This window comes from Brevundimonas sp. BH3, assembly GCF_045345115.1.
GTDB lineage: Bacteria > Pseudomonadota > Alphaproteobacteria > Caulobacterales > Caulobacteraceae > Brevundimonas.
In genome coordinates this window covers 136,742-158,439 of sequence record NZ_CP150796.1, presented here as the reverse complement: position 1 = coordinate 158,439, position 21,698 = coordinate 136,742, and the positions used below count along the sequence as shown (strand labels likewise).

Here is a 21,698-nt window from a genome sequence, read left to right as displayed (position 1 = left end):
CAGGGCCATGAAACTCATGGTCATTGATACGTCCCTTGGCACCTGTCTCGCCGGAAGCTTTCGCGTCGAAAGCGGTCACGTCGAGGGGCTTGGCGTGCGCCAAGAGAATATGACCAAGGGGCATCAGGAGCATCTGGGCGGTTTCGCACGAGATGCGTCGCGCGATGCGGGCGGATTTTCCGGCATTGAACGGATCGGGGTGACGGTCGGTCCCGGCAGTTTTACTGGTCTGCGCGTAGGGTTGAGCTTTGCGCTGGGTTTAGGAGCCGCACTGGATTGTCCGGTTGTCGGGATTTCGACGCTGGACGGCTTGGCCGCTTCGGTGCCCACGAGCGGTTGGGTGGTGGCCGCTATCGATGCCCGTCGCGGGCAGGTCTATATGCGGGTGTTCAAGAATGGTGAGGCTGTCGACGAGGCGCAGGCTCTGGCCATAGAGGATGCGACCGCTAAAATCCTCGCCTTAGCACCGGATGGCGATGTGGCACTGGTCGGTTCGGGCGCAGAGGTTTTGCTGGCTCATGATGCGCGGTTGGAAAAGGCCCGTCTCTATCCCCTGCCCGCACCCAGCGCCGAGGCACTGGCCTTGTTGACGGCGACACTGAATGCACCCGCCCATCCGCCCAAGCCTCTATATTTGCGTGCACCCGATGCGACGCCGCCCACGCGGCTGCCGGGACAGCCGCGCACGGCCCCAGTTTAATGGACCACCCCGCTCTTTCATCGGACCAATTGGCCGAAATCCATGCCGAGGCGTTTGAAGCCCCATGGGACAAGGCCGCCTTTGCACGGTTACTGGACAGCGCCGGTATTTCGCTACTGGGCGATGAGCGTGGATTTATCCTGACGCGCACCATTGCCGACGAAGCAGAAATCCTGACCCTTGCTGTGCGCCCGTCATGCCGCCGTCAGGGCTTGGCACGTCTGTTGGTCGAGCACGCTGTGGTGGCGACGGCGACCTTAGGGGCCGAAAGGATGTTTCTGGAAGTGGCAGAAAATAACGCTGCTGCGATCGGGCTTTATACTGTTTGCGGCTTTGAACAGGTCGGTTTGCGCAAGAACTATTATACGCGCACGGACGGAAGTTCTGAACATGCGCTCGTGATGGTGCTGAACTTTCTTCAATAGCTTCCATAAATCGCCAGTCCGACCTATCTTGGCTGCATGGACAGGATTGAAAAACTTTGCGCCGATCGTGGCATGCGGATGACCGAACAACGTCGCGTGATTGCACGGGTTCTGTCGAATGCCCTGGATCACCCCGATGTCGAGGAGTTGTATCGACGCGCCTCGGCGATTGATCCGCATATTTCGATTGCCACGGTCTATCGTACTGTGCGCCTGTTCGAAGAAGCGGGTGTCGTCGAAAAACATGATTTCGGCGATGGTCGCAGCCGCTATGAAGAAGCGGGCGAAGATCATCACGACCATCTGATCGACACCAAGACCGGTGACGTGATCGAATTTTTTGATGCCGAAATCGAACATCTGAAGAACGAGATCGCCCGTAAGCTGGGCTATGAGCTGGTGGGTCACAAGCTGGAGCTTTATGGCCACCGGATTCCGGGCGTGGAACCCAGTGAACGTGAAGGTCTGATCTATCGTCGCGAACGTGATGTGGCCAAGGATGAGGGCTAAGGCCTCATCCCTGCCTTGCAGATGCCCGCATAGGGCATCATAAGCCGCCTATGACCGATATTCTCGATCCGGCCGTAGCCCAAGATGACAATACCGTAGAGGCAACAGGCGCGACCAAGCGGCTGTTCATCAAGACCTATGGTTGCCAGATGAATGTCTATGACAGCGAGCGCATGGCCGATGTCCTGCGCCCGTTGGGCTATGCCACGACGGATACGGCCGAGGGTGCCGATTTCGTCATTCTGAATACTTGCCATATCCGCGAGAAGGCCGCCGAAAAGGTCTATTCGGAACTCGGCAAGCTGCGCGAGATGCGCGAGAAGCGTGTCGCCAAGGGTGGCAACGGCATGACCATTGCAGTGGCCGGCTGTGTCGCCCAGGCCGAGGGCGAGGAAATCATGCGCCGTCAGCCGGCAGTGGATCTGGTGGTCGGGCCGCAAGCCTATCATCAGTTGCCCGAGTTGCTGACCCGCACGGCCCGCGCCCGCGGAGAGCGTATTGGTGCCGATTTTGCACCCAATGAGAAGTTCGATGCCCTGCCCGTCACCCGTGGCACAGAAGGTGTGACGGCCTTCCTGACCGTGCAGGAAGGGTGTGACAAGTTCTGCACCTTCTGTGTGGTGCCTTATACGCGCGGCGCTGAATGGTCGCGCCCGGTCAAGGCCGTTCTGGAAGAGGCTCGCGCGCTTGCCGGTCGTGGTGTGCGCGAAATCACCTTGCTGGGCCAGAACGTCAACGCCTATGATGGCGAAGGTCCGGACGGAAAACCGTTTACGCTGGCCAAGCTGGCCTATGCGCTGGCCGAGATCGAAGGCATCGACCGTATCCGCTATACGACCAGCCATCCCAACGACATGTCGGATGACCTGATCGCGGCCCATGCCGATCTTCAGACTCTGATGCCCTATCTGCACCTTCCGGTTCAGGCGGGGTCTGATCGCATCCTGCGCCTGATGAACCGCAAACATGGTCGCCAGAAATATTTCGACCTGATCGACCGCATCCGTGAAGCGCGACCCGATATTGCCATTTCCGGTGATTTCATTGTCGGCTTCCCCGGCGAGAATGACCGAGACTTCGAGGATACGCTCGATCTGGTGCGCCGTGTGAACTATGCCAGCGCCTTCAGCTTCATCTATTCGCCGCGTCCGGGCACGCCAGCGGCCACTATGGCGGCGCATGTACCCGAAGAAGTCGCCAAGGAGCGCCTCTATGCGTTGCAGGCTCTGCTGAGCGAACAACAGGTGGCGTTCAACCAGTCGCTGGCAGGTCGCGTGCTGCCGGTACTGTTCGAGAAGAAGGGGCGCCACGATCAGCAGGCCATTGGTCGCTCGCCCTACCTGCAATCGGTTCACGTCGAAGGTGGTGATCACCTGATCGGACAGATCGCCAATGTTGAAATTCTATCGGGCAAGCAAAACAGCCTGAGCGGAAAACTGATCCAATCCTGATGCGAGCCGTTGGGTATCCATGACGGATCGAAAGGAAAACTGATGGCCCGCGAGTCCGAGTTTCTGTCCTTGAGCGACAAGGCCCTGCGGGCTGTAATCGGCCATGGCAGCCGCCATATGGCTTTGATCGAGGATGCGTTCAAAGTCCTGATCGAAACCCCCGGCGGCGGGGTGTCGATCAACGGCTCTCCACGTGATCGTGCGCAGGCCAAACGGGTGGTTGAAAATCTCGCCATTCTGGCCGATCGCGGCACCGAGGTCGGCGAGGCCGATATTCGCGCCGCTCTTGGACAGGCGTTCAAAACGCCCCGTGCCGGTGAAGGCCGCACTGTGCCCGATGCTGCGGCCCTGCCGGTGGGACGTCGCGGGGCGATTGCACCCAAGACAGCCTCGCAGGCCAAATATCTGGAACTGCTGGGTCGGTGCGAGCTGACGTTCGGGGTTGGCCCGGCGGGCACTGGCAAGACGTTTCTGGCGGCAGCCTACGGTGCCTCGCTGCTCAAGCGCGGTCAGGTGGATCGTCTGGTCATTACGCGCCCTGCCGTCGAGGCGGGTGAAAAGCTGGGTTTCCTGCCAGGGGATCTGAACGAGAAAGTCGATCCCTATCTGGCCCCGATCTGGGAAGCGCTGAACGATATTCTGGGTGCGGACGATGTGGCCCGTCGTCGCGAAAAGGGCGAGATCGAAGCGGCTCCCATCGCATTCATGCGCGGCCGCACGCTCAGCCACGCCTTTGTCATTGTCGACGAGGCGCAGAATACCTCGCGGATGCAGATGAAGATGGTCCTGACCCGTCTGGGCGAAGGGGCCAAGATGGTGGTGACGGGTGATCCGACCCAGATTGACCTGATGAACCCGCGCGACAGTGGCCTTGCCCATGCTCTGCGCATCCTGAACGGCGTCGAGGGCGTCGGTATTCACCAGTTCAAATCCGAGGATGTGGTGCGCCATGCCCTCGTCGAGCGCATTGTGCGCGCCTATGACGGCGATGCGGCGCGCAACCGTCCATTTAACGAGTTGGAGCCTGAAGAGGCATGATCGAGATCGAGATCGAGGCCGATGGCTGGAACGCGGCTCTGGCCGATGCCGAGGCTGTTGTCGATGTCGCTGCAACCAAGGCCCTCGGCTCTGTCGAGGGCGATGTGGTGGTGCTGCTGGCCGATGATGAAGCCGTTCAGGACCTCAACAAGCGTTTTCGTGACAAGGACCGCCCAACCAATGTGCTGTCCTTTCCGGCGGCCGAAAGCGCGTTCCCCCATCTGGGTGACGTAGTGCTGGGACTGGAATACTGCGTCGAGGAAGCCAAGGCGCAGGGCAAGACCCTGAAAGATCACCTGTCGCATCTGGTTGTGCATGGTGTGCTGCACCTTCTGGGGCGCGACCATGTCGAAGACGAAGAAGCCGAACAGATGGAAGCCGAGGAGCGGGAAATTCTCGCCAGCCTTGGCATAGCCGACCCCTATGCTGGTGAGCGGGACTGAACACAGGATGATGCGGGTGTGGGACAGGGTATTAGGTAACCGCTGGGGCCGCATCGGTCTGGCGCTGGTGGCGGGCCTTCTGGCGGGTCTGGCACATCCTCCGTTCAATATCTGGATCGGCCTGCTTGGCTATCCGGTGCTGATGTTGCTGGCCGAGCGATCGGTTCGGGTACGCGGCGCTTTCTGGATGGGGTGGCTGTTCGGCTTTGCCTATTTCCTGATCGGTTGCTGGTGGGTGGCCGAAGCTTTTTTCGTCAATCCGGCACAGGCCTGGATGGCCCCGTTTGCGGCCAGTCTTCTCCCCGCAGGGATAGGCTTGTTTGTGGGGGGGGCGACGGCCCTCTATCGCGCCTTCAAACCGCACGGCTTGGCACGCATCGCGTTGTTTGTGGTTTGTTTTAGCGGCTTCGAATGGTTGCGCGGCCATGTATTGACGGGCTTTCCGTGGAACCCTGTAGGGGCCAGCTGGATCGCGGGTTCGGCTCCGTCACAACTTGCTTCTGTAACCGGTGTCTATGGTCTGGGGGTGGTGACTTTGCTGGTGGCCTGTAGCTTCGGTCCCCTGATGCTGGCAGGCAGGGATCGCAAGGCGTGGCTGGTGGCAGGATGCGGCGTCGCGCTATTGGCGGGCCTGTTCGGTTTTGGCAGCTATCGGTTGGCGACGACGCAGGTGCAGCCTTCCAATATGATGGTCCGCATCGTGCAGGCCAATGTCGCGCAGGAGAACAAATGGTCCGAGGACTATTATAACGACATCCTGCAACGCTATCTGGACCTGACGGCCAAGCCCGCGAAACGGACGCCCGATGTTGTGATCTGGCCTGAAAGCGCCCTTCCTGATCTGGCTAATAATGTCTTTGCCCGCGAGGATGCGCGCGCCATCGCTGCCTCCCTGAAGAAAGGACAGGTGCTGCTGGCCGGATTGAGCCGTGCCGATGTCGTGCCGGGTCAGGACGTCCAGTATTTCAACTCTTTGTTTGCCTTGACCGCTTTGGGCGAAGAAGGACTGCGGATCGACGCCATTTATGACAAGCACCGTCTGGTGCCGTTTGGCGAGTATCTGCCTTTGGGCGACCTGATGGGCTCGATCGGTGTGCGCTCTCTGGTGCAGATGCCGGCTGACCTTTCGGCTGGGCCAAGCCCGTCTCCTATATCGATACCGGGCATGCCGCAGGTCCAGCCTCTGGTCTGTTATGAAAGCCTGTTTCCGGGCTTTACCGATGCGCGGGCTGCAACCCGTCCGGCATGGATTGTGAATGTTTCCAATGATGCCTGGTTTGGTCAGACATCCGGTCCGCTACAGCATTTGAACTTGGCTTCGTATCGCGCGATCGAGACGGGGTTGCCCATGGCGCGGGCCACGCCGACCGGTGTCAGCGCACTGATCGACCCGCTGGGCCGTATTGTCGAGGGCAGCCGGATCGGACGCGGAGAGGCGCGGGCTGTAGATGTATGGCTTTCAAAACCACTCTCCGTGACGCCTTTTGGCCTGTGGGGGCAAATCCCGTACTGGATTTTGATGGGTGCGCTAAGTCTTGCCTATATTTTCACGCGCGGCGTGATTTCGAGGCGAGGTCTAGGGCGAAGAGCGGGAATATAGAAACGCGTTCCCGCTTACCTTGCAAAGGGGTTAAAAAGCGTCGCAAACTGGGCGAGTTTGTCAAATTTGGAGTGACATTATCTGCGATGCACAGCATGTGTGAAGCTCCACAGTATTGAGAGAGTTGCTGCATGGTCAAAGACGCGGGGGAGAGCGGGCCGCATCCAGTAGATCGCCATGTCGGTCGAAAGGTATGCGAAAAACGGATGGCTCTGGGTTATAATCAGAGCGATCTGGGGCGTGCTTTGGGGCTGACATTCCAGCAGATTCAGAAATACGAAAAGGGTGCCAACCGTATTTCTGCATCCAAGCTCTGGGACATTGCGCGCTTCTTCAGCGTCGATGTGAGCTATTTCTTTGATGGACTGACGACACAGCCTGGAATGGCGGAGGATGGGGCCGAGGTCTTCGTCCATGATTTTCCGATGACACGTCAAAGCATCGAAATCAGCCAACTGGCACCGCGACTGACGGCGCGCCAGCAAAAACTGGTTCTGGAAATGATGCGTGAAATGGTGGCGTCCAGCGAAGGATCGGAACCGGCACTTCAGGCCAATCGGGCCTAAACAGAAAAGGGGTCGTCTCCGTCAGGAGCCGACCCCTTTCTTTTAGCTTTATAGGCTGTGCTTATTCGGCAGCAGCGATAGCCGAGGCGACCACACGGCTGGTGGCGTGCACGACGGCACCGATACGCAGGGCAGCCTGAACCTGAACATTCGACATGCCGTGCTTGCGCAGTTCGGCTTCGTGGGCATCAAGGCAGGCACCACAGCCATTAATGGCCGAGACAGCAGTGGCCCACAGTTCGAAATCCAGTTTTTCAACGCCCGGATTGGCCAGCACGTTCATGCGCAGCTTGGCCGGAAGCGTGGTGTATTCCTGGTTCTTCACCAGGTGCAGCGAGCGGTAATAGATGTTGGTCATGCCCATGATAGCGGCAGCCGACTTGGCCGCATTCATGGCTTCGGGAGACAGAACCGTCGCAGCCTGCGCTTCGATCAGCTTCACGACTTGAGGCACACCGATGGCATGCGCCGAGGCGAGATAGCAGCCCCATTTTTGCTGGTCGGTCAGAATGGTTTCATTGGCCAGCGAAGACAGGTTCAGCGAGATGTCCTTGGCATAGGACGGGATCAGTTCGCGCAGGGCGTCGAGGGACATGGGAAGGACTCCGTGAAAAAAGGACGTCTGGAACACTTAGCCAGCAAGGTATCAAAAAGGCGGCGACAGTCACCCGCCGCCGCCTCTCTGAAGGATACTGCCGTTACCGGCAGGTAGACCCGGCCATGCTCACGCGGCCGGTAATCCTGTACTGGCCTTAGGCAGCCAGGGTTTCACCGCCAACCGGACGGTTGCAGGCGCACAGTTCGTCGGTTTGCAGGGCGTCAACAACACGCAGGGTGTCTTCCGGCGAACGGCCGACGTTAAGGTTGGTGACGTAGACGTGTTGCACGACGTTGTGCGGGTCAACCACGAAGGTTGCGCGCAGGGCGACGCCGTTTTCTTCGTCCAGAACACCCAGTTCGCGGGCCAGCTTGCCACCGCAGTCGGCAAATTGCCACATCGGCAGCTTGTCCAGATCGGCGTGGTCACGGCGCCATGCCAGCTTGGTGAACTCGTTATCGGTCGAACCGCCCAGCACGACGGTGTCGCGGTCTTCGAATTCTTTGTTCAGCTTGGCGAAAGCCGCGATTTCGGTCGGGCAAACAAAGGTGAAATCTTTCGGATAGAAGAAGATGACCTTCCACTTACCTTCGAAAGAGTCTTGGGTGACGGTTTCGAAAGCCGACACGCCATTTTCTTCGTGGCTGTTGAAGCCCGGCTTCACGCCAGTGATTTTGAACTCGGGAAGTTTTTGACCGACGCCCAGCATAGCAGGAACTCCATCCGTAAAAATAATGTGAGGTGAGGACACGCCGGAAGGGGCGTGATCACGATGCCTCAGATGGCCTTTCGCAGTCGCGAAGTCAAATCAATGATTTTGAAGATTATTATAAACGTAACTTATACATAAAAAACAACACTATGAATAGGGGCATTGTCATAGTCGGTTGTTATGCATCGTGTGTGATTTTGCATTGCAGCGTTCGGGTATAAATTTTTCTACTAGTCACGAACGGTTTAATCGATTTTGCTTTCTTGAAACCCGTGCCTAAGGTCGCATCATCGATCAACCCGATGGAAGAGGTTCATGGCACTGAACGCCTTTTGCAAGCACGGCTCGCGGGTCTGCAGAGAGCGTGACGGTGGGGCCCCTATCCTCGTGACAGGTCATCAATCGCTGCCCATCAGCAAGGGGAATATGTAGTGACACAAATCGACAAACCGACTGGAAAATGCCCCGTCATGCACGGTGCGGCGACCACGGCGACGGCGGCCTCTCTCTCGTTCTGGCCGAACGCGCTGAACCTCGACATCCTGTCCCAGCACGACACCAAGACCAATCCATTGGGCACGGACTTCAACTATCGCGAAGAAGTCAAAAAGCTGGATGTGGACGCGCTCAAAGCCGATCTGCGCGCACTGATGACGACCAGTCAGGATTGGTGGCCGGCTGACTGGGGTTCTTATGTCGGTATGATGGCGCGCGTTTCGTGGCACGCGGCGGGTTCCTATCGCAATACCGATGGCCGTGGCGGTAATGGTACCGGCAACCAGCGCTTTGCCCCGCTGAACTCATGGCCGGATAACGTTAACACCGACAAGGGCCGTCGCCTGCTGTGGCCGATCAAGAAGAAATACGGCAACAAGCTCTCGTGGGCCGACCTGATCTCCTATGCGGGCACCATTGCCTACGAGGTTGCCGGTCTGAAGACCTTCGGTTTCGCGTTCGGTCGTGAAGACATCTGGCATCCGGAAAAAGACATCTATTGGGGTGACGAGCAAGAATGGCTGATGCCATCCGACAATCGCTATGCCGATGTGAAGGATGCCAAGTCTCTGGAGAACCCGCTGGCTGCTGTGCAGATGGGTCTGATCTATGTGAACCCGGAAGGTGTAAACGGTCAGTCCGATCCGATGGCCACGGCGGCCATGATGCGCGAAACCTTTGCCCGCATGGGGATGGATGACGAGGAAACCGTCGCCCTGACCGCGGGTGGCCACACTATCGGTAAGTCGCACGGCAACGGCGATGCCTCTAACCTGAGTGCCGATCCGGAAAATGCCGCACTGGAAGCGCAGGGCATGGGCTGGATGAACACCAAAGGACGCGGCATTGGCCGTGACACCGTGGTTTCGGGCATCGAAGGCGCATGGACCACCCACCCGACGGTCTGGGACAACGGCTTCTTTGAAATGTTGTTCAAGCACGAATGGACCCTGACCCGCAGCCCCGCAGGGGCTTCGCAATGGGCACCGATCACCATCGCCGAAGAAGACAAGCCGGTTGACGTCGAAGACCCGTCGATCCGCACCATACCGATGATGACCGATGCCGATATGGCGCTGAAGGTCGATCCGATCTATCGCGAAATCTCGCTGCGTTTCATGAACGATTTCGAGGGTTTCTCGGAAACCTTTGCCCGTGCATGGTTCAAACTGACCCACCGCGATATGGGACCAAAGAGCCGCTATATCGGTCCGGATGCCCCGCAAGAGGACATGATCTGGCAGGATCCTATCCCGGCGGGCAATACGGCTTATGACATCTCGACTGTGAAGGCTAAAATCGCTGCGTCGGGTCTGTCGGATGCCGACCTGATCAATACGGCCTGGGATAGCGCCCGTACTTATCGCGGTTCCGACATGCGTGGCGGTGCCAATGGGGCCCGTATCCGTTTGGCTCCGCAAAAGGACTGGGTCGCGAACGAGCCAGCCCGTCTGGCCCGCGTACTGTCGGTTCTGGAAGGGATCGCGGCGACAACCGGTGCCAGCGTGGCGGACGTGATCGTTCTGGGCGGTAATGTGGGTCTGGAGAACGCCATCAAGGCGGCTGGCTTCAATGTGGCTGTGCCTTTTGCGCCCGGTCGCGGAGATGCCAGCGCCGAACAAACCGATGCCGCATCGTTTGACGTGCTGGAGCCAAAACATGATGGCTTCCGCAACTATCTGGCCCAGTTCTCGGAAATCGTCATGCCGGAGGAAATGCTGTTGGATCGCGCCCAGCTTCTGGGCCTGACGGCAGTCGAGATGACGGTACTGGTCGGCGGTATGCGCGTTTTGGGCACGAACTTCGGTGGCGATAAGGCGGGTCAGTTTACCGACCGCCTGGGTGCCTTGACGAACGACTTCTTTGTCAACCTGACGGATATGCGCTTCTCGTGGGTTCCGACTGGCAAGAACAGCTATGACATCCGCGAACGTGCAACGGGTCAGACCAAATATACCGCATCGCGCGTCGATCTGGTGTTCGGCTCCAACTCGATCCTGCGTTCCTATGCAGAGGTCTATGCCCAGGACGACAATAAGGAAAAGTTTGTTCAGGACTTCGTTGCCGCATGGACCAAGGTGATGAACGCAGATCGCTTTGATCTGAAAGCCTAAAGGCAGGACAGGGGCTTCTTCACACCGAAGAAGCCCCGTCTTTTTACCATAATGAATTTTGATCTTAGGCCGATGAAACCCTATGTCGGCTCTATGCTCCCATCCCTGCGACAGCTCCAGTATCTCAAGCTCCTTGCCGAGCATGGCTCGTTCAGCCGTGCCGCAGAGGCGGCCCATGTCAGCCAACCGGCCTTGTCGTCAGGTGTTCAGGAACTGGAGCGCATACTGGGTGCCCCTGTCGTCGAACGCACGCGCGGCGCGGTATTGCTGACCGCTGTCGGTGCCGAGGCGGTCAAGCGCGCCGAGGATGTGCTAGCGCGCACCGAAGACCTGGTCGAGGCGGCCCGCAATGCGGGCAAGCCACTGTCGGGACGTTTCCGTCTGGGTGTGATCCCGACGGTTGCGCCCTATTTGCTGCCCCAAAAACTGGTAAGCCTGCGCGAGCAGCACCCTGCCCTGCGCCTGTATATCCGCGAAGACCTGACCCCGCGTCTTATTGCAGGTCTGAAGGCGGGCCAGCTGGATGCGGCGGTGATCGCCCTGCCCTATGATGCGCCGGGTATCGACCATGCTCACATTGCTGATGACGAGATCGTTGCAGCGGCCCCCAAGGGGCACCCGCTGGCCGGAACGGGTCCGATCCCGCAAGTCATGCTGAAATCCGAAGACCTGATCCTGCTGGAGGACGGTCACTGTCTGCGCGATCAGGCGTTGGCGGCGATAAACATCGAAGCGCCGCGCGGTGACGATGTGTTTGCCGCCACTACCTTGCCGACACTGGTTCAGATGGTGTCATCGGGCTTGGGGGTCAGCTTCCTGCCGCAGATGGCGGTGAATGCGGGTCTGGCCGACAATCCGGGAGTTGTGGTGCGCCCGATCTCTGAACATGGCCCCCATCGCGAGATCGTGGTGGCGTGGCGCTCCGGTTCCAGCCGTGCCGCAGAGGCCCGTCTGCTGGCCGAGGCCCTGAAACTGGACTGAGGTCTTTTAGAACCCTTCGGGCCACGACTTACGTCTGAGATCAAAGGCGCAGGCGAGGCCCTTCTATTGCGACCCTATTCTTTATGTGGGAAAGGCCACGCATATTTATTTGGCGGTCCTCCTCACACGCCGCCGGGGATTTAGAAACGGGTCATCACCGATGCTGCAAAACTATCGTGAACACGTTGCCGAACGCGCCGCTATGGGCATTCCGCCCCTGCCGCTGTCGGCCCAGCAAACCGCTGATCTGATCGAACTGATCAAGGCACCGACTGCAGAGGCTTCGTCCGAAGAACTGCTGGACCTGTTGACCTATCGCGTACCGCCGGGCGTGGATGATGCGGCCAAGGTCAAGGCGTCCTTCCTGTCGGCTGTGGCCCATGGCGACTTCGAAGTCCCTGCCCTGTCGCGCGAACGTGCGACCGAGCTGCTGGGCACCATGGTTGGCGGCTATAACGTCAAGCCACTGATCGACCTGCTGAACGACGAAGTGGTTGGTAAGGTCGCTGCCGAGGGTCTGAAGAAGACCCTTCTGATGTTCGACTTCTTCCACGATGTTGCCGAGCTGGCCAAGTCGGGCAAGCAGCCGGGCGCTGCCAATGCTCAAGGCGTTCTGGAATCCTGGGCGGCTGCCGAATGGTTCACCTCGCGCGACAAAGTCGCCGAGAAGATCACCGTCACCGTATTCAAGGTGACCGGCGAGACCAACACCGACGACCTGTCGCCGGCACCGGATGCCTGGTCGCGTCCGGATATCCCGCTGCACTATCTGGCCATGCTGAAGAACAAGCGCGACGGCATCACGCCTGAGCAAGACGGCGTGCGCGGTCCGATGCAATTCATCGAAGACCTGAAGGCCAAGGGCAACCTCGTCGCCTATGTCGGTGACGTTGTCGGCACCGGCTCGTCGCGTAAGTCGGCCACCAACTCGGTGATCTGGGCCACCGGCCAAGACATTCCGTATGTGCCGAACAAGCGCTTTGGCGGCGTGACGCTGGGCGGCAAGATCGCTCCGATTTTCTTCAACACGCAGGAAGACTCCGGTGCCCTGCCGATCGAAGTGGACGTTTCGAACCTGAACATGGGCGATGTCATCGACATCTATCCGTATGAAGGCAAGATCGAGAAGAACGGCGAAAAGGTTGCTGACTTCGAGCTGAAGTCGCAGGTCCTGCTGGACGAAGTTCAAGCCGGTGGCCGTATCAACCTGATCATCGGTCGCTCGCTGACGGCCCGTGCGCGCGAAGCGCTGGGTCTGGCGCCGTCGACCGAGTTCCGCCTGCCGGTCGTTCCGAACGATACCGGCAAGGGCTTTACCGTTGCCCAGAAGATGGTTGGCCGCGCCTGCGGGCTGCCGGAAGGTCAAGGCATCCGTCCGGGTACCTATTGCGAACCGCGCATGACCACGGTCGGCTCGCAAGACACTACCGGCCCGATGACCCGCGACGAGCTGAAAGATCTCGCCTGCCTCGGCTTCTCGGCCGACATGGTGATGCAGTCCTTCTGCCACACCGCTGCCTATCCGAAGCCGGTTGACGTCAAGACCCACCGCGAACTGCCGCACTTCATCTCGGACCGTGGTGGCGTGGCCCTGCGTCCGGGCGACGGCGTCATTCACTCGTGGCTGAACCGTCTGCTGCTGCCGGACACCGTTGGCACCGGCGGCGACAGCCACACCCGCTTCCCGATCGGTATCTCGTTCCCGGCGGGTTCGGGTCTGGTGGCCTTTGGTGCTGCCACCGGCGTCATGCCGCTGGATATGCCGGAATCGATCCTTGTGCGCTTCAAGGGCGAAATGCAGCCGGGTATCACCCTGCGCGATCTGGTTCACGCCATCCCTTACTATGCCATCAAGCAGGGCCTGCTGACCGTTGCCAAGGCTGGCAAAATCAACGCCTTCTCGGGTCGCATCCTCGAAATCGAGGGTCTGCCGAACCTGAAGGTCGAGCAAGCCTTCGAACTGACCGATGCCTCGGCCGAGCGTTCGGCGGCGGGTTGCACCGTCAAGCTGAATAAAGAGCCGATCATCGAGTACATGACCTCGAACATCGTTCTGATGAAGAACATGATCGCGGACGGCTATCAGGATGCCCGCACCCTGCAACGCCGTATCGACGCCATGGAAGCTTGGTTGGCCAACCCGAACCTGCTCGAAGCCGATGCCGACGCCGAATACGCGCACGTCATCGAAATCGATCTGGCCGAGATCAACGAGCCGATCCTGTGCGCGCCGAACGATCCGGACGATGCCCGCCTGCTGTCGGACGTGCAGAACACCCAGATCGATGAAGTCTTCATCGGTTCGTGCATGACCAATATCGGCCACTTCCGCGCTGCCTCGCTGCTGTTGAAGGGCAAGAAGGACATCCCGACCCGTCTGTGGGTTGCCCCGCCGACCAAGATGGACGCCTCGGAACTGACCAAGGAAGGTCATTACTCGACCCTCGGCGGCGCTGGTGCCCGTATGGAAATGCCGGGCTGCTCGCTGTGCATGGGTAACCAGGCACAGGTGAAGGAAGGCGCGACCGTGGTTTCAACCTCGACCCGTAACTTCCCCAACCGTCTGGGCAAGGGCTCCAACGTCTTCCTGTCATCGGCCGAACTGGCGGCTGTAGCCTCGAAACTGGGTCGCCTGCCGACTGTGGCCGAATACATGGCCGAAATGGGCGTCATCAACGAGAACGCTGATGAAGTGTACCGCTACATGAACTTCGACCAGATCGAAGAATATGCGGACCGTGTTGCGGCTGAATAAGTCTCGGCACAACGGTTAGCGTTGAAAATGAAGAAGCCCCCTCGGAGTGATCCGAGAGGGCTTTTTTGTCGATCGAGCTGATCGAAAATTCATTGATTTTTTTAAATTCATGAGTTATATGATTCGTCAAGTGGATTGGGGGTTCCCGGTCGGCGTTATGGCCTCGGTGCGATCACCGGGGCTTTTCGCTTTTTTAGGGCTTGTGGATAAACCATATATCCGAGGCCCTCGTAATCTTTTCCTGTTTTGGTGCGCCCGCCTCGGCAAAAGAATTTGTGTTTTAGGATGTCGAAAGCTCGATTTGGCTGGTCTGGTCGAATGACGCTTAGACCGATTGGGCGAGCTACAAGATCGGCAAGCTGTAAGCCAGATGAGTTGGCTTTTTTATCTGCAAAAATGATCTGAAAAGGAAATGGAAAACCGAGACGGTTTTCACCATCGCAGATACGTCTAAATTCTAATTCTAATTCCTTATCCTCTTTTGAACCTCTGCACTCCACGACCACGTGAGTAATTTTTTCTTCTTCACCTTTTTCCTTAAGAAACGCATATAGTTGTTCTAAGCAAAACCTGAGAGCAATATGGTAAGGGTTTTGAGAAGTTTCTTCGATTTTAGACAATTTTGTTTTATCGATTACGGCCGAAATTAAAACAAAATTGCTAGCGTGAACTATATTTGATAAAAGTTTTTGAAATTTATCCTTAAGTTCTTTTGACTTAAAGTTGAAAGGCGCAAGTTCTTTTCGAATTTCTCTTTCGTGAAGAATAACTATGTCGTGACCAAAATTATCAAATTTGAATCTCTCAACAGTGTTTACTACTGATCTAGAGTAGTAATCTTTATTGAAAGTGCAAAATGCTAGAACGAATACAGGATATTGCTTATCTATTGTGACCATTCCGTGGTCGCCACTTTCATCGACATATACGATATATTTCCCGAATAATTCTGACTGAGGGCGGTCGGGGTGAGTGGTTTCGCTGCCCATTTCCGCGAATAGCGGTAGTTGGTCAATGTTGAGTGGCGCAGAATGATCCATTTGAAAATCTACGTTATTTATTTTGGATCAGAGTATGAAGGATCATTGTAGTCAGTCGTCAAGATAGATGTTTCTGATTGCATAGAAAAAGGCCCGAGGATTGCTCCTCGGGCCTTTCTGTTGTGCGGGTTTCGCATTCTTAGTGGGCCGCGGTCAGAAGGCTTCGCCTTCTCGACCCGACGCGGCTTAGGCGAGAAGTTTTACTTCTCGCCACCAGCCAAGTTGCGAAGCACGTACGGCATGACACCATCGGCGAGCAGGTAGTCCAGCTCGGTCTGGTTATCGATGCGGCAGCGGACCGGGAAGCGGGCCATCTTGCCGTCCGATGGGCGGAACAGCTCGACCCACAGGTCTTGGCGCGGCTTCAGCTTGCCGATGTTGGCGTCGGTTAGGCCACGGATGGTGACGATCTCTTCGCCGGTCAGGTTCAGCTTTTGCCAGCCGTCTTCCTTGAACTGCAGCGGAACCACGCCCATGCCGACCAGGTTCGAGCGGTGGATACGCTCGAAGCTTTCGGCGATGACCGCACGAACGCCTAGCAGACGGGTGCCCTTGGCCGCCCAGTCACGCGACGAGCCGGTGCCGTATTCCTTGCCCGCAAACACGACCAGCGGACGACCTTCGGCCTGATAACGCATGGCGGCGTCATAGATCGACATGGTGTCTTGCGACGGGAAGTGTTTGGTCACGCCGCCTTCGATGTCGGGCGTGATCTTGTTGCGGATGCGGATATTGGCAAAGGTGCCGCGCATCATGACTTCGTGGTTGCCGCGACGGGCACCATACGAGTTGAAGTCCAGCACATCGACGCCATGCTCGGTCAGATAGACACCCGCAGGCGAGGCCTTCTTGATCGCACCGGCTGGCGAAATGTGGTCGGTCGTGATCGAGTCACCGAAGATGCCCAGAATGCGGGCCTCGACGATGTCCTGAACCGGAGCCGGTTCCATCGACAGACCTTCGAAGTAAGGCGGGTTCTGGACGTAGGTGGAGCTGTTGTCCCACTCATAGGTCTGACCGCCCGAAACCTCGATGGCCTGCCAGTGCTCGTCGCCCTTGAAGACGTCGGCATAGCGTTTGGCGAACATCTTCGGCGTGACAGACTTCTTCTGGATGGCGGCGATCTCTTCCGAGGTCGGCCAGATATCCTTCAGGAAGACATCCTTGCCGTCCTTGTCTTGGGTGATCGGGTCCTTGGTGATGTCGATACGCATCGAACCGGCGATCGAATAGGCCACGACCAGCGGCGGCGAGGCCAGATAGTTGGCTTGCACGTCGGGGTTCACGCGGCCTTCGAAGTTACGGTTGCCGGACAGCACCGAGGTGGCGACCAGACCGTTGTCGTTGATGGCCTTCGAGATCGCCGGATCCAGCGGGCCCGAGTTACCGATGCAGGTGGTGCAGCCATAACCGACAAGGTTAAAGCCCATAGCGTCGAGGTCGGCTTGCAGACCGGCGTCGGTCAGATAGTCGGTGACGACCTGCGAGCCGGGGGCCAGCGAGGTCTTGACCCACGGCTTGGGCGAAAGACCCAGAGCCTTGGCCTTGCGGGCCACAAGGCCAGCGGCGATCAGCACACTCGGGTTCGAGGTGTTGGTGCAGGACGTAATGGCCGCAATGACCACATCGCCGTCACCGACAGTGAAGCTTTCGCCTTCGACTTCAACGCGCGGGGCATCGGCCAGACGGTTGAAGGTGTCGGTCAGGTGGCCTTCGAACTCGGGCGCAGCCGAGGTCAATTCAACGCGGTCCTGCGGACGCTTCGGACCGGCCAGCGACGACACAACGGTCGAGATGTCCAGTTCCAGAACGTCGGTGAAGATCGGGTCTTCCGACTCTTCGTCGATCCACAGGCCTTGGGCCTTGGCGTAGTTCTCGACCAGAGCGACGCGAGCCTTTTCACGGCCGGTGGCGGTCAGATAGTCGATGGTGGCTTGCGAAACAGGGAAGAAGCCGCAGGTGGCGCCGTATTCCGGTGCCATGTTGGCGATGGTCGCCTGATCTTCGATGGTCATGCCTGCGATGGCCGGACCGAAGAACTCGACGAACTTGCCGACGACGCCCTTCTTGCGCAGCATCTGGGTGACGGTCAGGACGAGGTCGGTCGCGGTCGCACCTTCCGGCAGCTTGCCGGTCAGTTTGAAGCCGATGACTTCGGGGATCAGCATCGGGATCGGCTGGCCCAGCATGGCGGCTTCGGCCTCGATGCCACCTACGCCCCAACCCAGAACGGCCAGACCGTTGATCATGGTGGTGTGGCTGTCGGTGCCGACGACGGTGTCCGGATAGGCGACGGTCTTCTTGCCTTCGTCTGCGGTCCAGACGGTCTGGGCAAGGTGTTCGAGGTTCACCTGGTGGCAGATGCCGGTGCCGGGGGGCACAACGCGGAAATTGTTGAAGGCGGACGAGCCCCAGCGCAGGAAGTTGTAGCGCTCGATATTTCGCTCGTATTCACGCTTTACGTTCTGGTCGAAGGCTTGCGGGTTACCGAAATGGTCCACCATCACCGAGTGGTCGATGACCAGGTCAACCGGCACCAGCGGGTTGATCTTGGCGGCATCGGCACCGAGCTTGGACATGGCATCGCGCATGGCGGCCAGATCAACCACGGCGGGAACGCCGGTGAAGTCCTGCATCAGTACGCGGGCCGGACGGAAGGCGATTTCGTGCTCGACCGTGCCCTTGTTCTCGATCCAGGCGGCCACGGCCTTGAGGTCGGCTTCGGTGACGGAAACACCATCTTCGTTGCGAAGCAGGTTCTCGAGAAGCACCTTCATCGAGCGCGGAAGGCGAGAAATACCCGCCAGACCCGCTTCCTCGGCGGCCGGAAGGCTGTAATAGGCGTATTTCTTGCGTCCGACCGTAAGGTCCTGACGGGTCTTGAGGCTGTCAATCGACGGCATAGGGAAGTCCTCTGACAAACGCCGCCCGACAATTCGGTTGCGCCTTCGCGCGCAGAACGAAAGGGCGCACAGGTCCCTTGCGCGCGCGGCGAAAGCCTGCTGCGACAGAAATGCATATAAGCTCGCATGGGCATAACGTCCATGTATCCACATCATCGTCGTGGATATTGAGAAAGGTTCGCAAATGATAGACGCTCTGAATATTGCGAACCTTGGCGTGTCGCGCGGTGACAGGCGATTGTTCCAAAAGCTTTTTTTGGACGTTCGAGCGGGCGAGGCCGTGGCCCTGACGGGGGCGAATGGGGCGGGTAAGACCAGTCTGTTGCGGGCAATTGCGGGCTTTATCCGGCCTGAGGGTGGACAGATCGATTTTGCCTACAAATCGGCTCTACAGGATGCGGATGAAGTGCGGCGCAAGGGGCTGCATATGCTGGGACATCTGGAAGGGTTGAAGCCTGCCCGCCTGGCGTCTCAAGAACTGGCCTTCCAGTGTCGCTATCTGGGGGGCGATGACGTCCATATGCAAAAGGCGGTCGAGGCGTTCCATCTGGCCCCCCTGCTGGATCTGGAGACGCGGCGTCTGTCGGCGGGGCAGAGGCGGCGCCTGTCTCTGGCGCGGCTGGTGTCGGCTCCGCGCCCACTGTGGTTGCTGGACGAACCGCTCAGCCCGCTGGATGGTGACTGGCGTAAACGTGCCGGGAAGCAGATGCAGGCGCATTTGGCCGGTGGCGGGATGATTATCGCCGCTGTGCATGACCCCCTGCCCTTTGCAGCGCGGACGTTTGATCTGGGAGAGTTCGCATGAGGGCGGTGGCGGAACTGTTCAAACGAGAACTGTCACTGGCTTGGGGGGGTGGTGGCGGGCCGTTGCTGGCCTGCGGTTTCATGGTGTGTTTTGCCGTCATCCTGCCTTTGGCCGTGGGGGCAGACGCGACCGTGCTGTCGCCAGTGGCGGCGGGGGTGACATGGGTGGGACTGGCCGTGGCCTCGCTTTTATCGCTGGAGCGGATGTTCGAGCGCGATCTGGAAGATGGCTCGCTGGATATTCTGGCGCTGGGACCGGTGCCGATGGAGGGTGTGGTGCTGTTGAAGGCGCTGTGTCAGTGGCTGGCCAATGGTGTGCCGCTGGCCTTGACGGTGCCGTTGGTCGCGGTGGTGCTGGGGCAGTCCGCAGACGCGATTGGCCTGATGACCTTGACGGCGCTGGCGGGCGGTTTGGGCTTTGCCTTGACGGGGGCGCTGGGCGCGGCACTGGCACTGGGGGCCAAGCGGGGTGGCGTACTGATCGCGGTGATTGTGCTGCCGTTGTTTATTCCGCCGGTGGTGTTCGGTGCGGGTATTCTGGCCCGCAAGGGGCTGGAACAGCCGGTCGCTTCGGCGGTCGCTTTTTTAATGGCCTATGTGTTGTTTGCACTGGTGATTGCGCCACTGGCGGGGGCAGCTGCGATCCGCAACGTCCAGTCCTAGTTCTTACCGCTGGCGCAGGGTGATGTAGAAGGCCCCGTCGCCGCCGTGCTTCTGGTGCGCGACCGAATAGCCGGACACAATCAGCCGCAAATAGGGGCTGGCCAACCATTCCTGAATGGAGGCGCGGATCACACCGCCGCCTCTGCGCCCCTGTCCGGTAATCACCAGTACGGCTTTCAGACCGCGCGCCTGACTGGTCATCAGGAAGGCGCGTAACTGGTCCTCGGCCTCGAAACGGCCAAAGCCGTGTAGGTCCAGACGTGCCTCTATGGGATCACGCTCGCGCGACAGACGGCGCTTGCGGCGCGGCTCCAACTCTTCGGGCGGGGGTTTGTCGGCGGGGTGTTTGGCGACGGGCTTGATGCTCAGACCCACCGACGCTGCGGTCGGCATGGCCACGGATGCTGTCTTGGCCGAAGAGCGTTTGCTGGCGCGGGTCTTACCCTTGGTGACGGGCGTAACCTCGCCCATCAACTCGGCCAGTTCGGCGCGAGCTGCTTCTTGTAGGGCCGCCTCGGTCGCATCATTGGCGACATAGGCTGATTTTACGGGAGCTTGGGGTGTGACAGTGCGCGCCACCCGTTTCCACAGGCGCCGGTCATCCTCGCTGGGCCTGGGGGGACGACGCGCCACAGTCTCAGTCTTCGGTGAAGGTTGTGGGAGGGCCGGGTTCAAAGGCCAAAAGATCGCCTGGCTGACAATCCAGTTCGCGGCACAGCGCTTCCAGGGTCGAAAAACGCACGGCGCGGGCCTTGCCGGTCTTGAGGATCGACAGGTTGGCGACGGTCACGCCGACCCGATCGGCAAGCTCGGTCAGAGACATACGCCGTTCGGCAAGCAGACGGTCGAGTTGAACGCGGATGGCCATGATTCAATACTTCTAGCGTGTAATCTTCAGATCGTCAGTTCGGTTTCGCGGCGCAGGCGTGCGCCTTCGCGGAACAGTTCGGCGAGGGTGAAGGTGATGATGATGGCAAAGGCGGGGGTAATCAGTTCGCCAATACCCGGGGACTCAATCGCGCCGACAGCCAGTTTCTCGGCGACCATATAACGTGCGCCCCATCCCAGCAGGGTCACAAACGCCAGTGCTCCGCCGATCAGGCGCAGGCGCAGAATATTGGCGGGCTGGAAGGGATCACCTGCCAGCAAGGTGCGGAACAATAAGCGCAAATAATGAAGGATAGTGGCAGTGCCGCCGAAATAGGTGGTGACGACGGCCATGACGAATAGAACCAGGGTTCGCGTCAGCGGCATCTGGCGGGCATTGGCCCCATTATCAATGGTGATGCTGAAACTGTTCAGGGGCAGGAAGATCGAAACCACAAAAACAATGGCGAACAGCACAGTCAGACAGACCGTGGCCATAAAGGCGGTGTCGATGATGATTCTGAGAAGGCGGGCGGGTAGGCTCCAACCTGAAATACCTGTTGCGGGCACCAGCGGCGTATGGCGCGGGGTGCCGGTCAGGCGTTTTGTGGAAAGCTTCAGACCCATGGAACGTGTGTGACCGGTTTTGAACAGATGTGAAAGAGGCTGCGCCCGAACGGTCCGTTACGGGACGCAGCTATTCTTTTCACGTTCTGCACGTCCTTCAAAACCATGCTTCAATCAAAAAGCTTGCAGGATGGTGGCCAGAGCTGCGGCAGGAATGGCAGCCAGCAGGACAGTGTTGAGGAAAAGGGCGCAGAACTTGTCCATAAACAGGGAGGTTTTCATCGCTTGCATGTCTATTCTCCAAAGAGGGCGTTAATTTTATTTTTCAACATGTCGCTGGAATAAACCTTCGCTATTGAGTGAAGGTTGGGAACGTTGCGACCCCTCGTTCTTGAAAACAAACATACGCCCGCCTCTTCGGGAAAACACGTTACATATCGTTTAACGATATTAAACTTTCGCAAGG

General features: G+C 58.8%; 20 protein-coding genes. 13 read left to right on the top strand and 7 right to left on the bottom strand.

What is annotated here, in order from left to right; genetic code table 11:
- Positions 1–7: 7 nt before the first annotated feature.
- The 8 genes from tsaB to WEU32_RS00685 all read left to right on the top strand — a co-directional run bounded on the left by tsaB (position 8) and on the right by WEU32_RS00685 (position 6,733).
- Complete coding sequence (gene tsaB / locus WEU32_RS00720; protein WP_406852518.1) at positions 8–700, top strand: tRNA (adenosine(37)-N6)-threonylcarbamoyltransferase complex dimerization subunit type 1 TsaB; 693 nt, start codon at positions 8–10, stop codon at positions 698–700.
- Positions 700–1,125 carry a ribosomal protein S18-alanine N-acetyltransferase gene (gene rimI, locus WEU32_RS00715; RefSeq protein WP_312814763.1) on the top strand — a complete coding sequence of 142 codons (426 nt, stop codon included), beginning with the start codon at positions 700–702 and terminating at the stop codon, positions 1,123–1,125. The genes tsaB and rimI overlap by 1 nt, the downstream gene beginning before the upstream one ends.
- A gap of 36 nt (positions 1,126–1,161) precedes the next feature.
- Complete coding sequence (locus WEU32_RS00710) at positions 1,162–1,635, top strand: Fur family transcriptional regulator (RefSeq protein WP_312814761.1); 474 nt, start codon at positions 1,162–1,164, stop codon at positions 1,633–1,635.
- A gap of 149 nt (positions 1,636–1,784) precedes the next feature.
- Positions 1,785–3,086 carry a tRNA (N6-isopentenyl adenosine(37)-C2)-methylthiotransferase MiaB gene (gene miaB / locus WEU32_RS00705; RefSeq protein ID WP_406853468.1) on the top strand — a complete coding sequence of 434 codons (1,302 nt, stop codon included), beginning with the start codon at positions 1,785–1,787 and terminating at the stop codon, positions 3,084–3,086.
- Positions 3,087–3,128: 42 nt separating this feature from the next.
- Positions 3,129–4,124 carry a PhoH family protein gene (locus WEU32_RS00700; protein WP_312138684.1) on the top strand — a complete coding sequence of 332 codons (996 nt, stop codon included), beginning with the start codon at positions 3,129–3,131 and terminating at the stop codon, positions 4,122–4,124.
- The gene (gene ybeY, locus WEU32_RS00695; RefSeq protein ID WP_406852517.1) at positions 4,121–4,567 is read left to right on the top strand and encodes an rRNA maturation RNase YbeY; all 447 of its coding nucleotides are present in this window, start codon (positions 4,121–4,123) and stop codon (positions 4,565–4,567) included. The genes WEU32_RS00700 and ybeY overlap by 4 nt, the downstream gene beginning before the upstream one ends.
- 16 nt (positions 4,568–4,583) lie before the next feature.
- A complete protein-coding gene (gene lnt / locus WEU32_RS00690) occupies positions 4,584–6,167 on the top strand; it encodes an apolipoprotein N-acyltransferase (RefSeq protein WP_406852516.1) in 1,584 nt (527 codons plus the stop codon).
- A 131-nt stretch (positions 6,168–6,298) separates the two neighbouring features.
- Positions 6,299–6,733, top strand: a complete 435-nt coding sequence (locus WEU32_RS00685) for a helix-turn-helix transcriptional regulator (protein WP_312138679.1) — start codon at positions 6,299–6,301, stop codon at positions 6,731–6,733.
- A gap of 61 nt (positions 6,734–6,794) precedes the next feature.
- On the opposite strand, the gene WEU32_RS00680 is transcribed toward WEU32_RS00685, so the two are convergent.
- Together WEU32_RS00680 and WEU32_RS00675 are read right to left on the bottom strand one after the other, a co-directional pair.
- Positions 6,795–7,328, bottom strand: coding sequence for a carboxymuconolactone decarboxylase family protein (locus tag WEU32_RS00680; protein ID WP_406852515.1), 534 nt, complete (start codon positions 7,326–7,328; stop codon positions 6,795–6,797).
- A gap of 157 nt (positions 7,329–7,485) precedes the next feature.
- The gene (locus WEU32_RS00675) at positions 7,486–8,040 is read right to left on the bottom strand and encodes a peroxiredoxin (protein WP_312138675.1); all 555 of its coding nucleotides are present in this window, start codon (positions 8,038–8,040) and stop codon (positions 7,486–7,488) included.
- Positions 8,041–8,513: 473 nt separating this feature from the next.
- Between WEU32_RS00675 and katG the strand changes: the two genes are divergently transcribed.
- The 3 genes from katG (at position 8,514) to acnB (ending at position 14,388) form a co-directional block, all read left to right on the top strand.
- Positions 8,514–10,652 (top strand): catalase/peroxidase HPI, encoded by a 2,139-nt coding sequence (katG, locus tag WEU32_RS00670; protein WP_406853467.1) that lies wholly within the window; start codon positions 8,514–8,516, stop codon positions 10,650–10,652.
- Between the two features lie 93 nt (positions 10,653–10,745).
- A complete protein-coding gene (locus tag WEU32_RS00665) occupies positions 10,746–11,633 on the top strand; it encodes a hydrogen peroxide-inducible genes activator (RefSeq protein ID WP_406852514.1) in 888 nt (295 codons plus the stop codon).
- A 160-nt stretch (positions 11,634–11,793) separates the two neighbouring features.
- On the top strand, positions 11,794–14,388 hold the full coding sequence (gene acnB, locus WEU32_RS00660; protein ID WP_406852513.1) for a bifunctional aconitate hydratase 2/2-methylisocitrate dehydratase: 2,595 nt from the start codon (positions 11,794–11,796) through the stop codon (positions 14,386–14,388).
- 155 nt (positions 14,389–14,543) lie between these two features.
- On the opposite strand, the gene WEU32_RS00655 is transcribed toward acnB, so the two are convergent.
- Both WEU32_RS00655 and acnA read right to left on the bottom strand, forming a co-directional pair.
- Positions 14,544–15,428 (bottom strand): DUF3800 domain-containing protein, encoded by an 885-nt coding sequence (locus tag WEU32_RS00655; protein ID WP_406852512.1) that lies wholly within the window; start codon positions 15,426–15,428, stop codon positions 14,544–14,546.
- A 200-nt stretch (positions 15,429–15,628) separates the two neighbouring features.
- A complete protein-coding gene (gene acnA, locus WEU32_RS00650) occupies positions 15,629–18,331 on the bottom strand; it encodes an aconitate hydratase AcnA (RefSeq protein ID WP_406852511.1) in 2,703 nt (900 codons plus the stop codon).
- A 184-nt stretch (positions 18,332–18,515) separates the two neighbouring features.
- Between acnA and ccmA the strand changes: the two genes are divergently transcribed.
- Positions 18,516–19,136, top strand: coding sequence for a heme ABC exporter ATP-binding protein CcmA (gene ccmA, locus WEU32_RS00645; protein ID WP_406852510.1), 621 nt, complete (start codon positions 18,516–18,518; stop codon positions 19,134–19,136).
- On the top strand, positions 19,133–19,798 hold the full coding sequence (ccmB, locus tag WEU32_RS00640) for a heme exporter protein CcmB (RefSeq protein WP_406852509.1): 666 nt from the start codon (positions 19,133–19,135) through the stop codon (positions 19,796–19,798). Before ccmA ends, ccmB begins: the two co-directional genes overlap by 4 nt.
- Before the next feature lie 3 nt (positions 19,799–19,801).
- Here ccmB and WEU32_RS00635 read toward each other — a convergent pair whose 3' ends face one another.
- From WEU32_RS00635 to WEU32_RS00625, 3 genes are read right to left on the bottom strand one after another with little or no spacing between them, the layout of a single operon-like run.
- A complete protein-coding gene (locus WEU32_RS00635; RefSeq protein ID WP_406852508.1) occupies positions 19,802–20,431 on the bottom strand; it encodes a Smr/MutS family protein in 630 nt (209 codons plus the stop codon).
- A gap of 4 nt (positions 20,432–20,435) precedes the next feature.
- Positions 20,436–20,666, bottom strand: a complete 231-nt coding sequence (locus WEU32_RS00630; RefSeq protein ID WP_312138661.1) for a helix-turn-helix transcriptional regulator — start codon at positions 20,664–20,666, stop codon at positions 20,436–20,438.
- Positions 20,667–20,692: 26 nt separating this feature from the next.
- Positions 20,693–21,292, bottom strand: a complete 600-nt coding sequence (locus WEU32_RS00625) for a DUF2975 domain-containing protein (protein WP_406852507.1) — start codon at positions 21,290–21,292, stop codon at positions 20,693–20,695.
- Positions 21,293–21,698 lie beyond the last annotated feature (406 nt).

Coding starts and splice junctions, on each gene's coding strand:
- tsaB (WP_406852518.1), top strand. CDS start 8: ATGAAACTCATGGTCATTGATACGTCCCTTGGCACCTGTCTCGCCGGA.
- rimI (WP_312814763.1), top strand. CDS start 700: ATGGACCACCCCGCTCTTTCATCGGACCAATTGGCCGAAATCCATGCC.
- WEU32_RS00710 (WP_312814761.1), top strand. CDS start 1,162: ATGGACAGGATTGAAAAACTTTGCGCCGATCGTGGCATGCGGATGACC.
- miaB (WP_406853468.1), top strand. CDS start 1,785: ATGAATGTCTATGACAGCGAGCGCATGGCCGATGTCCTGCGCCCGTTG.
- WEU32_RS00700 (WP_312138684.1), top strand. CDS start 3,129: ATGGCCCGCGAGTCCGAGTTTCTGTCCTTGAGCGACAAGGCCCTGCGG.
- ybeY (WP_406852517.1), top strand. CDS start 4,121: ATGATCGAGATCGAGATCGAGGCCGATGGCTGGAACGCGGCTCTGGCC.
- WEU32_RS00685 (WP_312138679.1), top strand. CDS start 6,299: ATGGTCAAAGACGCGGGGGAGAGCGGGCCGCATCCAGTAGATCGCCAT.
- WEU32_RS00680 (WP_406852515.1), bottom strand. CDS start 7,328: ATGTCCCTCGACGCCCTGCGCGAACTGATCCCGTCCTATGCCAAGGAC.
- WEU32_RS00675 (WP_312138675.1), bottom strand. CDS start 8,040: ATGCTGGGCGTCGGTCAAAAACTTCCCGAGTTCAAAATCACTGGCGTG.
- katG (WP_406853467.1), top strand. CDS start 8,514: ATGCACGGTGCGGCGACCACGGCGACGGCGGCCTCTCTCTCGTTCTGG.
- WEU32_RS00665 (WP_406852514.1), top strand. CDS start 10,746: ATGCTCCCATCCCTGCGACAGCTCCAGTATCTCAAGCTCCTTGCCGAG.
- acnB (WP_406852513.1), top strand. CDS start 11,794: ATGCTGCAAAACTATCGTGAACACGTTGCCGAACGCGCCGCTATGGGC.
- WEU32_RS00655 (WP_406852512.1), bottom strand. CDS start 15,428: ATGGATCATTCTGCGCCACTCAACATTGACCAACTACCGCTATTCGCG.
- acnA (WP_406852511.1), bottom strand. CDS start 18,331: ATGCCGTCGATTGACAGCCTCAAGACCCGTCAGGACCTTACGGTCGGA.
- ccmA (WP_406852510.1), top strand. CDS start 18,516: ATGATAGACGCTCTGAATATTGCGAACCTTGGCGTGTCGCGCGGTGAC.
- ccmB (WP_406852509.1), top strand. CDS start 19,133: ATGAGGGCGGTGGCGGAACTGTTCAAACGAGAACTGTCACTGGCTTGG.
- WEU32_RS00630 (WP_312138661.1), bottom strand. CDS start 20,666: ATGGCCATCCGCGTTCAACTCGACCGTCTGCTTGCCGAACGGCGTATG.
- WEU32_RS00625 (WP_406852507.1), bottom strand. CDS start 21,292: ATGGGTCTGAAGCTTTCCACAAAACGCCTGACCGGCACCCCGCGCCAT.